This is a genomic window from Kitasatospora sp. NPDC032150 (assembly GCF_055579945.1).
This window is the reverse complement of the sequence record NZ_JBVIMH010000018.1, coordinates 1-12,673: the sequence shown is the minus strand read 5'-3', so window position 1 is coordinate 12,673 and position 12,673 is coordinate 1. Positions and strand designations below refer to the sequence as shown.

The following is a 12,673-nucleotide window of genomic DNA, read 5'->3' as shown; positions in this document are numbered from 1 at the left end:
TCCCGTCGCGTCAGCAACCGGGGCCCCGGCCGCAGTTGCCCGTGCCCGAGGCCGGTCGGTCTTAACCCAGGCTTCCCCTTGGCTTCCCCCGGGCGCCGTGGGATGTTGTCGAACGCTTGATGACACTGTCCCCGCAGCACCAGCACCTCGGACGACCCTGGAGGGCCGGCCCACATGACCGAGATCAACCGTCGACGTTTCCTGCAGCTGGCGGGCGGCACCGCCGCGATGTCAGCGCTGTCGAGCACCATCGCCCGCGCCGCCGAGATACCGGCGAACCGTCGGACCGGCACCCTGAAGGACGTCGAGCACATCGTCGTCCTGATGCAGGAGAATCGTTCCTTCGACCACTACTTCGGCACCCTGCGCGGTGTGCGCGGCTTCGGCGACCCGCGCCCGGTGAACCTGCCGAACGGCAAGGCGGTCTGGTACCAGTCGGACGGCACCAAGGACGTGCTGCCGTTCCGGCCGGAGGCCGACAACCTCGGCCTCCAGTTCCTCCAGGACCTGCCGCACGACTGGGAGAGCGGCCACGTCGCCTGGAACCAGGGACGGTACGACAAGTGGGTCCCGGCCAAGGGCACCACCACCATGGCCTACCTGACCCGGGAGGACATCCCCTTCCACTACGCCCTGGCCGACGCGTTCACCATCTGCGACGCCTACCACTGCTCGCTGCTCGGCCCCACCGACCCGAACCGCTACTACATGTGGACGGGCTACGTCGGCAACGACGGCAAGGGTCGAGGCCCGGTCATCACCAACGCCGAGGCCGGCTACGGCTGGACCACCTACCCCGAGCGGCTGGAGCAGGCCGGAGTCTCCTGGAAGATCTACCAGGACATCGGCGACGGCCTGGACGCGGCCGGCAGCTGGGGCTGGCTCAACGACGCCTACCGCGGCAACTACGGCGACAACGCCCTCCTCTACTTCGACAACTACCGCAACGCCAAGCCCGGCGACCCGCTCTACGACAAGGCCCGCACCGGCACCGACGCCAGGAAGGGCGAGGGCTACTTCGACCAGCTCAAGGCCGACGTGCTGGCGGGCAGGCTTCCGCAGGTCTCCTGGATCGTCGCCCCCGAGGCGTTCACCGAGCACCCCAACTGGCCGGTCAACTACGGCGCCTGGTACATCGCCCAGGTGCTGGACGCGCTCACCGCCGACCCCGACGTGTGGGCCAAGACCGCGCTGCTGATCACTTACGACGAGAACGACGGCTTCTTCGACCACGTCGTCCCGCCGTTCCCGGCCGCCTCCCCGGCACAGGGGCAGAGCACCGCCGACACCACCACCGAGATCTACCACGCGACCGACGGCACGCTGATGACCGGCCCGTACGGCCTGGGCCAGCGGGTGCCGATGCTGGTCGTCTCACCTTGGAGCAAGGGCGGCTTCGTCTGCTCGCAGACCTTCGACCATACCTCGATCATCCAGTTCATCGAGCGGCGCTTCGGCGTGCACGAGCCGAACATCTCGCCCTGGCGCCGGGCCGTCTGCGGCGACCTGACCGCCGCCTTCGACTTCTCCCACGGCGACGCCCGGGTACCGGAACTGCCGGACACCGGCGGCTACCTCCCGCCGGACCGTGGCCGCCACCCGGACTACGTCCCGACCCCGCCGGCCCACCCCGCGCTGCCCAAGCAGGAGCGCGGACTGCGCCCGGCCCGCCCGCTGCCGTACGACCTCACCGCCGACGCCGTCGCCCGGTCCGGCCGGCTGTCCGTCGAGTTCGCCAGCCACGGCGCCGCCGGCGCGACCTTCCACGTGACCTCGGCGACCGACGGCAACGGCCCCTGGACGTACACCGTCGAGGCCGGCCGGGGGCTCGTCGGCGACTGGGACGTCAAGGGTGCCTACGACTATTCGGTGCACGGGCCGAACGGCTTCCTGCGCCAGTTCAAGGGCCAGGCCGGCAGTGCGGGCGTGGAACTGACCACCCGGCGCGGCGGGGACGGCCAGCTCCAGCTGGTGCTCACCAACAACGGTCCGGCGACGGTACGGCTCACCGTCACGGACGCCTACGGCAGCGACCGCCGGACCGAGCACCGGCTCCGCCCGGGCGCGCACACGGTGCACACCGCCAACTCCGGCCGCAGCCACGGCTGGTACGACCTCACGGTCCACTCCGACCAGGACGTGACCTTCCTGCGCCGGCTGGCCGGACACCTCGAGAACGGGCGGCCCAGCACCAGCGACCCGGCGATCGTCGCCGACTGACCGGCGCTCTCGGGCCGTCGTCCGAAGCCGCAGCCCGGTGAGGCGATCGAGCGGCTTCGGACGCCGGCGGGACGCGAGCGGCCCGGTGGCCCCGGAGCGTTGGCGCGCTCCGGGCCCACCGGCCTCCGGTCCGGCCGGCACCGCGGCCGGACCGGAGGATGCGGCGCCTGCCGGCCTCTCGACTACCGCCTGCGCAGCAGCAGATGGCCCCGACGGTAACGCTCCTCCTCGCGCGGCTCGCGCAGCATCCGGCCGACCTCGGCGAAGCCGGCCGCTCGGGCCAGCTCGGCGAGACCGTCGACCGGCCACCGGTAGGCCGGTGCCACCTTGTGGTCGAACTCCACCGCAGGTTCGCCCTCGGACTCGAAGAAGGCGAGCAGAAGGTGACCGCCCGACGCCAGCACCCGGCTGAACTCGGCGAAGTACGCGGGAAGGTCCCGCGGCGGAGTGTGGATCACCGAGTACCAGGACACGATGCCGCCCAGCTCGCCGTCGGCCACCTCCAGGGCGTCCATCGAGCCGACCTCGAAGCGCAGGTCGGGGTAGGCCTCGCGGGCAAGGCCGATCATCACCGGCGACAGGTCGACACCGAAGACGTCCAGCCCCAGGTCTCGCAGATGCGCCGTCACGACACCGGAGCCACAGCCGAGTTCGGCGACCGGGTGGGCACCGGAAGTGCTCACGACCTCGGCGAACGCGGCGAGGATCGAGCGGTCCAGCGGGAGCGGGTCGAGCCCGTTCCGGACGAAGTCGGCGTAGCGGACGGCGACGGCGTCGTAGGCGTTCGCCGTCGCGGTCAGGTGGGAGGAGGGTTCAGCCATGGGGGACCACCCTAGGTGACCGTCACTCAGCGGTGAAAGGCCCCGGGCCGGACGCCGGTCCGCCCCTCCGCGTGCCGCGGCTACCCGTCGCAGCGACCGCTCACTTCGGCCGGGCAACCAGGCAGGGATCGGTGATGCCGTGCGGGCAGGCCAGGGCGGCGATGTCCCAGCCGGCCAGGCGCGCGCCGGCCTGGTAGGCGCTCTCGTAGAAGGCGAGCACGGCTGCCTTGGGATCACTCTGACTGCGGGCGTCGTCGTAGCGCAGGACCGCCAGATGGCTGCCGGCGCGGGGGAGCCACCGGGCCGTGGCGGGTGTCAGGGGTTCGTCGGCCAGGTGCGCCGGCTCGGGCGCGGTGTAGGAGTAGAAGGCGGGTTCGCCGAAGCCGGCGTCGCCGAACCAGAAGCCGAAGCTGATGACCTCGCGCGAGTAGGCCTCCCGGGTGACCGGATCGACCTGCGGTGGCTGGTCGACGTGCCGGTCCGAGAACCGGGTGTGCGCGATGTCGAAGGTGTGCCAGAAGTGGTGGACCGGGCTGACTTTGCCCGAGAAGCCGGCGGCGAATTCCTCCAGGGCCGAACCCACTTGGCTGAGGACCTGCCAGTAGCGGTTCGCCCAGACGGGGTCGTAGCCGGCGTGCTCGGTGTCCTCGGCGAACGGCCTTGCGGCGTCGGGCAGATCGAATGGATGGGGGATCGCGATCTCGGCGTCGATGCTCAGTGAGGTCAGGGCCTCCTGGATCAGGCGGTAGAACGAGGCGACCGACTGGCCGGCCAGCGGGAAGCTGACCGTTCGACCCGCCAGCGTCGTGACCACCAGTTGGTGATCGACGAAGTCGAAGTCGACGGTGAAGACCGGATTGCCGTCCACCTGTCCCATCGGACGGGTCGTGATACCGCGTCCGGTGAGGTGGAAGGGGACGTTCCACCAGTGGTTGCGCCGCATGCTCGCCGCGAGGCGGAGCTTGCCGACGATCTGGGCGAAACGGTGGATGGTCTCCTTGGTGTCACGCCACTCGGTCAGCGGCATGGGAGGGAACAGTTGCATCAGGTCCTCCGGGTCACAGCAGTCGATGTGTCCGCAGGCGCACGGGCAGCAGGCGCAGCCACCGTCCAAGACCCTTGCCCGGGTGCTCCAGGCGCCTTCGCCTGCCGCGAGCCGACGCCGGATCGATCCCGGAAACACGATCAGCGGGCATCGGTGTGCTCCCGTCCAAGGACCCGCACGGACACGACTTCCTCCACCCTCGCGCCGCCCCTGTGGCCCCGCAAGAAAGGGAGCCCTCCACTGGGCCGATCGCGGGGCACCGGGCCGAGTGCGAGCCGCGACGCCGCCGCGAGCCGGACGGGCCCTAGGTGGACCGGGACCGGCCACGCGTCTCCTTCCGCTGCTTCCCGCCCGGCCCGCCGTCTGCCTGCGGCGCCCTCAGCGAGAACCAGCCGACCTTCGTTCCGAACAGCCAGGTCATCCCCAGATACAGGTCCGGACCCACCTGGCGGATCTCGTCACGCACGCCGCCCGCGACGAGGGACGTCCTGGAGTAGTCGATGACGATGCACTCCTGGTCGTCCAGCAGACTCGGTCCCGGAGCCACCGTGGCGAGGATCGCCAGCACGTCCAGCGCGGACAGCCGATTGCTCAGGTAGCCCGCGTCGCGATTGAAGACCTTGCCCCGCCACACGCCCATACGGACCAACGCGGCGATCGGCCGGGTCAGGGCCGTGCCCGCGCCGATGAGGGCGGTGCCCTCCATCGGACCGTTGGGGATGTCACCAGGCATGCTCACCCGGAAGAGTGCTTCCAGCCGCTCGTCATCGGCGCTGAGCAGCTCGTCCTCACTGACTGTCACGATCATCCTCCGGGCGGTCGCCCTGGTCGCCCTGGTCGCCCTGGTCGTTCGCAGCCCGGCGTCGTCGGACCGACCGGCTCTCCGCAGCCGTTCCTTACAGCAGGCCAGTGCGGTGTCCGACTCCGAGGCTGCGCGTCGCAACAGGACCGCGGTATCGAGTCGACTCAACGATGGAGGCTGTCGGCGCGGACCACCTCCGCTGTTGCGACGAACGGCTGACAGCCGTCGTGGAAGCCGGGCTCCGAGGTCGCCGGTGAGAGCCGCCTGCCGGCCGCGCAGCGGGCCAGGGCCGTTCTTCGTGCGCAGTGCCTCGTGGCGGGTCGCGAGGCGTCTTCTGGTGCCGAAGACTACGTCGTCGAGCCCACGCCCCGAGGCTCCCGCCTCACGTGGATCCTCGCCCGCGAACCCGTCCCCGCGCTCAAGCCTCTCTGCCAACTCGCCAGCCCGGTCACCGCGTTCGCGGCCCGGCGCCTGATCGCGGGTATCAACTCGCGCCTTCCGCACTGACGTTTGCCCGCAGCGCGACCGAGTCCATCACGGGGGTCAGAGCCACCTGTACAGCGCACCGAGACATCAGTGTCCACCGGGCCGGTCCATTCGCTCCGGAGAGAGCGCATGAACCGGTCAGCGCCCTGACCTCGCTGAGGATCAGGGCGCTGACCGGTACCACCGGGCCGGGGCGGTGGGGTGCCCGGTATGCGGTGCGCGCCGCACTTCCACCTGGCTGGACTCCTGGTGTCATACCTCGGACATGTCCGAAATGACAGCTATAAGGGCTGTCGTTACGTTCGTCGAAGATCGGTCGCCCGGCCGACATCCATGTGACGGAGAGAAGTGACATGCGCACGCGTACGTTAACTGTGGCCGCTGCCGGAAGCGCGGCGGTCCTTGCAGCCACCGGTATCACCTACGCCTCGACCGCCGAATCCGCCCCGGTGTCCCCGTCTGTCCAGCGAGTGGCTCAGCCCGTCCAGCGAGTGGCCCAGCCCGTCCAGCCGGCCACCCCTGCCGCGGCTGTCTCGGGCAGTGGACGCGCAAGCGGAGAGAAGGACGAGGGCCGCGACCGCGAGGGCGGTGGACGTGCAGGCGGCGACAGGGACGAGGGCCGCGACCGGGAGGGCGGTGGACACGGCCGCGGCCACAGGGAAGAGGGGAGGATCTACTTCAACGAGCGTGTGTACTCCGCCTCCATTGACGGCTGCATCACTGCGGCCAGCGGACTGGGCTCCAGCAGCTTCAGCATTTTCAATGACAGCCGGAAGACCGTCGAAGTCTTCCGCGGCTTCACCTGTGACAACGGCGCTCCGGTCGCCACCGTGGGGCCCCACGGCGAAACCAATGGCGTTGTGACCCGCACCGTCCACGGAGTCCTGTTCGGTGACGACGGCGTCGTGGGCAGCTTCCTGGTGATCGGCGACTACGACGAGTGGTGACAGCGCCGCCCGGAGGGCGGGACAGCTCCCGGTCCGCCGGAGCCGGGCCGACGTTCCCGGCTTTGTGGACATCCGCGGGGTCACAGTGGGCACCTGCCTGGCGGGCTGCGGCGGGTGCCCACTGACGGGAACCCGGGCCGTTTCCCGTCCCGCCGACCAGGGGGTCGCGCCGGCGGACTGCCGAGCCCCCGCGGCGCGGCCGGGGCCTGAGGTTCCGCATCGCGCCTGGGTGGCCCCGGAGAGAGAGCGGCGCCGATCACCGGAGGCCGGGTGGGACGCGCTTGGAGTGGAAGGCGATGGAGCCTTCGAGGTCGGCGACGCGCAGGGCGAGCTGAGCGCAGGACATGCGTGCTCGCAGTCGGCTGACCACCTCGTGGGTGGCTTTGTTCACGAGTTTTGATGTCGCTGGGTACGTGCCGGGGCAGCACCGGGGTACTCCTGGCAGGAGGCCGGGGGATAGCCGCGCGTGTGCACGAGGTCGTGGGTGAGGCGGGTGAAGGCGCGGGTGGCGGCGCTTTGGTAGGCGTCGGCGCGCTGGAGGAGGGCGACGGTGCGGGTGGGGAGGGCAGGGTCGACCGGGACGGGAGTGAGGTGGGGGTGATCGTCGGTGATGGCGTCGGGCAGGACGGTGGCGAGCGGGGTGCGTCGGACGATCTCGGTGAGCGTCTGAATCGAGTTGGCTTCCACTCGGATTCGCGGACTGACGCCGTGTCGAGCGAAGTAGGCGTCGACATGGCTGCGGGTGGCGAAGTCGCCGGTGAGCAGGGCGAGTTGCCGTTCGGCGAGAGCCTGCACGGGAAGCGGTTGGTCTTGGCTGGCGTCGGCGTGATGGGGGCCGGTGACGAGGCTGAGGGTTTCGGTGAACAGCGGGGTGGCGGTGATGCCGGGCTGGTGGGTGCCCGTGAAGGCGATGCCGAGGTCGAAGTCGTCGGCGAGCAGGCCGGTCTCGATGAGTTCCTGGGTCATCTCCCGGACGGTCAGGGTGATGCCCGGGTGGCGGGTGTGGAGTTCGGCGGTGAGGGGGCCGACGAGGTAGGCGGTGAACGTGGGGGTGACCGCGAGCCGCAGGTGGCCGCGGGAGAGGTTCTGCACGTCGTGGACGGCGCGTTCGGCGGTGGCGAGGTCCTGTAGCGCGCGTCGCGCGTGGTGTGCGTACGCCTCGCCGGCGTCGGTGAGTCGCACGGTGCGGCCGGAGCGGTCCAGCAGTTGGATGCCCAGAGTCCGCTCCATCTGCTTGATCTGCTGGGACAGGGTGGGTTGGGAGATGTGCAGGTCTTCGGCGGCGCGGGTGAAGTTGCCGTGTTCGGCCACGGCTAGCAGGTAGCGCAGGTGGCGCAGTTCCAGGGCCATGTCAGAACTATAGATGACACCAATGATTTCTATGGATGATCGATATTGGACGCTATAGGTGGAGGTCATGCAGGGTGGATCTCGCCGGGTCGGACGGGTCGGCAGCCACCGAAGGGAGTGACCCATGCGAGACCTCGCCGAGGGTGTCACGCGTTTCCAGCAGGACGTCTTCCCGACCAAGGAAGACCTGTTCGCCCACCTGGCCGGCAGCCACACGCCGCACACGCTGTTCATCAGCTGTTCCGATGCCCGCGTCGTCCCCGAGCTGATCACGGGGAGCGAGCCGGGTGAGCTGTTCGTCATCCGCACCGCCGGCAACCTGGTGCCCGCCTACGCTCCAGGGCCCGACGGGGTGGCGGCGAGCATCGAGTACGCCGTCGCCGTGCTGGGGGTGAAGGACGTCGTGGTGTGCGGGCACTCGGCCTGCGGTGCGATGACCGCCCTCGCTCAGGGCCACGACCTCACCGCCGCTCCGGCGGTCGCCGACTGGCTGCGGCACGCGGACGCCTCCCGGGCCCGCACCGCGCGGGGTGAGGTGGATGTGCTGGTACGGCAGAACGTGCTGGCCCAGCTGGCGAACCTGGCCACCCACCCCTCGGTCGCCCGCGCCCTGGCGGAGCAGGAGGTCACCCTGCGCGGCTGGGTCTTCGACATCGCCACCGGCCGCGTCGAGGAAGTCCAGGCGACCGGCTCCCCCGCCCCACTCGTGGCCTGACCCGGCTCGCCGGGCCGCTCCTGCCGGCGCGACCCGGGACCACCAACCGCCACCACCCCTGAACCCGCCCGCTTCGCGCACGATGCGCGACGGGCACCCAGTGAAAGGAATCCACCCATGGTGCACGCCCAGTTCGACCCCGCCGCCCGCGAGGCCCTGGCCGCCGCCGCGGTCGAGGCCAAGATGCGCAAGAACCTCTCCTGGCAGCAGATCGCCGACGCCTCAGGACTGTCGGTCGCCTTCACCACCGCCGCCGTCCTCGGCCAGCACCCCCTGCCGGAGGGCTCCGCGAAGGCGGTCGCCGAGCTGCTGGGCCTGGACGATGACGCGGCGATGCTGCTGCAGACCATCCCCACCCGGGGCTCGATCCCCGGCGGCATCCCCACCGACCCGACCATCTACCGCTTCTACGAGATGCTCCAGGTCTACGGCACCACCCTCAAGGCCCTGGTGCACGAGCAGTTCGGTGACGGCATCATCTCCGCGATCAACTTCAAGCTCGACGTGAAGAAGGTCGCCGACCCCGAGGGCGGCGAGCGCGCCGTCATCACCCTGGACGGCAAGTACCTGCCGACCAAGCCCTTCTGACGAACGCCACCCCGGTGGGGCGGGCCGCAGCCGGTCCGCCCCACCACCGCCTCACCCCGCTCCCTGCTTTCCGAGGAGGTCGTCATGGACTTCGTCCAGCGCACCATCGACATCGCCCGCCAGAACGTCGCAGACGGCGGCCGCCCCTTCGCGACCGTCATCGTCAATGACGGGAAGGTCCTCGCCGAGAGCCCCAACAAGGTCGCCCAGACCGGCGACCCGACCGCGCACGCGGAGATCCTCGCCGTCCGCGAGGCGTGCACGAAGCTGGGCACCGAACACCTGACCGGCACCACCATCTACGTCCTGGCCCACCCCTGCCCCATGTGCCTGGGCTCGCTGTACTACTGCTCCCCGGACGAGGTCGTCTTCCTCACCACACGCGACGCCTACGAGCCGCACTACGTCGACGACCGCAAGTACTTCGAACTCGACACCTTCTATGGCGAGTTCGCGAAGGACTGGGACCAGCGCCGCCTGCCGATGCGGTACGAGCCGCGCGAGGACGCGGTGGAGGTCTACCGGTTCTGGCAGGAGCGCAACGGCGGCGACCGCCGCGTGGCCGGCGCCCCCACCGCTTCCTGAGCCAGGTGACCCACGTAATCGAAAAGGTGGCGTGGATCCGGCTCGATGAAGGTCGGCTCCTCGTCACCCGAACCCACGGCCGCGACCGGTTCTACCTGCCCGGCGGCAAACCCGAACCCGGCGAAACCCTTCACCAAGCCCTGGTCCGGGAGATCCGCGAAGAACTCGGCGTCACCCTGGACGCCTCCACCGCCACAGCCACGCTGCTCGTGGAAGCCGGGCCGGACGACAAGCCCGACGGCACCGTGGTCCGCACCGTCTGCTTCACCGCCGAAGCCACCGGGCACCCCGCACCCCACGGGGAGATCGCCGAGATCGCCCACCTCACCCATGGCGATGCCCTCCGCGCCAGCACCACCTGCCGCCACGTGCTCGACCGCCTGGCCGCCACCGGCCAGCTCCTGCGCTGGTAAACAACCGAACGGCCCCAGCTCCCACCCGGTGTGCCACCCCCTCGCGGGGCGCGTGCCGGGTGGGGCAATCCTGAGGCCGAACCGCGCCGCTGGTTGAGGGCCCGATCGGATCACGGTTCGCTGCCAGCGCGACGTCGAGATCCGCCCGGACCACCTCCAAAGCGGCCGTCAGCTCGACATCGTGCGGCTCCAACCGCAACGACGACGGCGAGGGCACCCCGTACGACATCCGCACCGAGCGGGCGGCGGACAGCAGCCGCGCGCTGGCGGCCAGCGCCTCCTCAGCCCCCTCCAGGCCCCGTGGCCACGGCCATCCTCACCCACGTCTTCACCGAACACCGCGCGGGCCCCTGAACGCTGCCCTGCCCGCGCTCCAGCGCGACCTGGGCGCCTCCACGGCCTACCGCCGGCCCGGCTTGGACCTCCTCCGGCTCCGAAGTCTCCTCGCGAGCCGACCACCGATCCACAAAAAGTGACGTCTTGTCAACTCGGCGTGTTCGTTGACCTGCTGGACGCTGTTGACGTCAAGTGAAGTGATTACCCATTAACAAGATCACCAGTGGGTGCTTCTCGCGTCTCCGGAACGTGTTCAGAGCGATTGAACTGACCTGAACTTTGAGGAGGGTTTCATGCTCGGTGGGCGTATGTCGGTCCGAAGGCTGTGGGTGCGGTGGGGGCCCGGGAGGGCCCCCGTGCTTGGTGTGTGGTGGAGACAGGCCTGGGTCCGGGTGGCACTGGCGGTGTCCCTGGGCGTCCTGGGCATGCCGCTCGCCACGGCGGGACCTGCGGCCGCGGCGAGCGGAACGTTCGTCTACGTCGCCAACCTCGGCGATAACACCGTGTCAGTGATCGATGGCGGCACCAACACGGTCATCGCCACCGTCGGCGTCGGTGGCGGTCCGGATGGTGTCGCGGTCACCCCGGACGGTCTGCACGTCTACGTCGCCAACTCAGGCGGAGGCTCGAACAGTGTGTCGGTGATCGACACCGCCACCAACACGGTCACCACCACCATCCCCGTGGGCAACACGCCGAGAGGTGTGGCGATCACTCCGGACGGTCTGCACGCCTACGTCACCAACGCGGGCGCGGGCACTGTGTCGGTGATCGACACCGCCACCAACACGGTCACCACCACCGTCACCGTTCAAGCCGACCCGTCCGGCATCGCGATCACCCCGGACGGCACGCAAGCCTACGTCACCAACATTCTGTCGAACAGTGTGTCGGTGATCGACACCGCCACCAACACCGTCACCACCACCATCCCCGTCGGCGTCAACCCGATCGGTGTGGCGGCCACCCCGGACAGCCTGCACGTCTACGTCGCCAACGTTAACTCCAACAACGTGTCGGTGATCGACACCACCACCAACACCGTCACCGCCACCGTCGGCGTCGGCACCGGTCCGTTCGCTGTGGCGATCAGCCCGGACGGCGCGAACGCCTACGTCGCCAACGACACCTCGGGCACCGTGTCGGTGATCGCCACGTCCAGCAACACGGTCACCACCACCATCCCCGTCGGCAGCAATCCTGATGGGGTGGCGGTCAGCCCGGGCGGCACCCGCGTCTACGTCGCCAACAGCGGCTCGAACACCACGTCGGTGATCGACGCGTCCAGCAGCACGGTCGTCGCCACCGTCCCCGTCGGCAGTGGCCCGATCGGGGTGGCGGTGGCCAGAGTTCCGGTGGTGGCCACGGCCAACTGCCCGAGCGGCAGCGTCATCACCGGTGGGGGATACCAGCAGAGTGGCGGCGCTGTTCCGCCCACGGAAGTCACCAGTCGGCCGGTCGGCAACAGCTGGCAAGTACTCGCCGACAACCAGAGCACCAACTTCACCAACGTCACCCCTTACGCGGTATGCGCGCCGTGACACGGGCACGGATCCCCCGGACACACCATCAGCCGCTGCTCCCATCCGCGTGTATGGCCAGGTGCCTTCCGTTCACCTGTCCACAACATAGGAGACAAACACCATGAGACTTCACCCGCTGGGGCCTCTTCCCCGGCGCAGTGTGCACCGGGCTGTCGGTAGCGCGGCGGCATTGATCGCCGTGCTGTTCACCGGCGTCGTCGACCCGGAAGCCGGCGCTATGCGGCGCATTGACTCATCGTCACACGATGGATGTCACCGGCCGCACTGTGAGCACATTGGCCCGACTGGTGCGACCGGCCCGACCGGTGCGACCGGTGATACCGGGGCCGCTGGTGCGACCGGCCCGACCGGTGCGACCGGTGATACCGGGGCCGCTGGTGCGACCGGGGCCACTGGTGCCACTGGTGCCACTGGTGCAACCAGTGCGACCGGGCCGACCGGGCCGACTGGTATGACCGGGGCCACTGGGCCGACTGGGGCCGCTGGCGCGGCTGGTGCCACCGGGCCGACTGGTGCTGGTGTGACCGGGCCGACTGGTGCGACCGGTGCGACCGGGGCCACTGGTGTGACTGGTGCGACCGGGCCGACTGGTGCTGGTGTGACCGGGCCGACCGGTGCGACCGGGCCGACCGGTGTGACCGGGCCGACCGGTGCGACCGGGCCGACTGGTGCTGGTGTGACCGGGCCGACCGGCGCTGGTGTGACCGGGCCGACTGGTGCTGGTGTGACCGGGCCGACTGGTGCTGGTGTGACCGGGCCGACCGGTGCGACCGGGCCGACCGGTGTGACCGGGCCGACCGGTGCGACCGGGCCGACTGGTG

Annotated in this window: 12 protein-coding genes; 7 read left to right on the top strand and 5 right to left on the bottom strand. The window is 70.1% G+C overall.

The window, feature by feature from the left end; genetic code table 11:
• The first annotated feature begins 174 nt into the window (after positions 1–174).
• On the top strand, positions 175–2,220 hold the full coding sequence (locus ACZ5ON_RS21455) for a phosphocholine-specific phospholipase C (protein ID WP_465594866.1): 2,046 nt from the start codon (positions 175–177) through the stop codon (positions 2,218–2,220).
• A 182-nt stretch (positions 2,221–2,402) separates the two neighbouring features.
• Here the strand turns inward: ACZ5ON_RS21455 and ACZ5ON_RS21450 are convergent, their stop codons facing one another.
• The 3 genes from ACZ5ON_RS21450 to ACZ5ON_RS21440 all read right to left on the bottom strand — a co-directional run bounded on the left by ACZ5ON_RS21450 (position 2,403) and on the right by ACZ5ON_RS21440 (position 4,888).
• The gene (locus ACZ5ON_RS21450; protein ID WP_465594863.1) at positions 2,403–3,041 is read right to left on the bottom strand and encodes a class I SAM-dependent methyltransferase; all 639 of its coding nucleotides are present in this window, start codon (positions 3,039–3,041) and stop codon (positions 2,403–2,405) included.
• Positions 3,042–3,141: 100 nt separating this feature from the next.
• Complete coding sequence (locus ACZ5ON_RS21445; RefSeq protein WP_465594860.1) at positions 3,142–4,086, bottom strand: DUF5996 family protein; 945 nt, start codon at positions 4,084–4,086, stop codon at positions 3,142–3,144.
• A 304-nt stretch (positions 4,087–4,390) separates the two neighbouring features.
• Positions 4,391–4,888 carry a hypothetical protein gene (locus ACZ5ON_RS21440; RefSeq protein ID WP_465594857.1) on the bottom strand — a complete coding sequence of 166 codons (498 nt, stop codon included), beginning with the start codon at positions 4,886–4,888 and terminating at the stop codon, positions 4,391–4,393.
• A 977-nt stretch (positions 4,889–5,865) separates the two neighbouring features.
• Here ACZ5ON_RS21440 and ACZ5ON_RS21435 point away from each other — a divergent pair.
• A complete protein-coding gene (locus ACZ5ON_RS21435; RefSeq protein WP_465594854.1) occupies positions 5,866–6,321 on the top strand; it encodes a hypothetical protein in 456 nt (151 codons plus the stop codon).
• A 256-nt stretch (positions 6,322–6,577) separates the two neighbouring features.
• On the opposite strand, the gene ACZ5ON_RS21430 is transcribed toward ACZ5ON_RS21435, so the two are convergent.
• Together ACZ5ON_RS21430 and cynR are read right to left on the bottom strand one after the other, a co-directional pair.
• The gene (locus tag ACZ5ON_RS21430) at positions 6,578–6,712 is read right to left on the bottom strand and encodes a hypothetical protein (protein WP_465594851.1); all 135 of its coding nucleotides are present in this window, start codon (positions 6,710–6,712) and stop codon (positions 6,578–6,580) included.
• Positions 6,709–7,671 (bottom strand): transcriptional regulator CynR, encoded by a 963-nt coding sequence (gene cynR, locus ACZ5ON_RS21425; protein ID WP_465594847.1) that lies wholly within the window; start codon positions 7,669–7,671, stop codon positions 6,709–6,711. Before cynR ends, ACZ5ON_RS21430 begins: the two co-directional genes overlap by 4 nt.
• 124 nt (positions 7,672–7,795) lie before the next feature.
• On the opposite strand from cynR, the gene ACZ5ON_RS21420 reads away from it, so the two are divergent.
• The 5 genes from ACZ5ON_RS21420 (at position 7,796) to ACZ5ON_RS21400 (ending at position 11,849) form a co-directional block, all read left to right on the top strand.
• The gene (locus ACZ5ON_RS21420; protein ID WP_465594843.1) at positions 7,796–8,386 is read left to right on the top strand and encodes a carbonic anhydrase; all 591 of its coding nucleotides are present in this window, start codon (positions 7,796–7,798) and stop codon (positions 8,384–8,386) included.
• A gap of 117 nt (positions 8,387–8,503) precedes the next feature.
• A complete protein-coding gene (gene cynS / locus ACZ5ON_RS21415) occupies positions 8,504–8,974 on the top strand; it encodes a cyanase (protein WP_465594840.1) in 471 nt (156 codons plus the stop codon).
• Between the two features lie 84 nt (positions 8,975–9,058).
• Positions 9,059–9,559 (top strand): nucleoside deaminase, encoded by a 501-nt coding sequence (locus ACZ5ON_RS21410; protein ID WP_465594837.1) that lies wholly within the window; start codon positions 9,059–9,061, stop codon positions 9,557–9,559.
• A 5-nt stretch (positions 9,560–9,564) separates the two neighbouring features.
• Positions 9,565–9,972: an NUDIX hydrolase gene (locus ACZ5ON_RS21405; protein WP_465594834.1), complete on the top strand. Its 408-nt coding sequence runs from the start codon at positions 9,565–9,567 to the stop codon at positions 9,970–9,972.
• A gap of 692 nt (positions 9,973–10,664) precedes the next feature.
• A complete protein-coding gene (locus tag ACZ5ON_RS21400) occupies positions 10,665–11,849 on the top strand; it encodes a YVTN family beta-propeller repeat protein (protein ID WP_465594831.1) in 1,185 nt (394 codons plus the stop codon).
• The last annotated feature ends 824 nt before the right edge of the window (positions 11,850–12,673 follow it).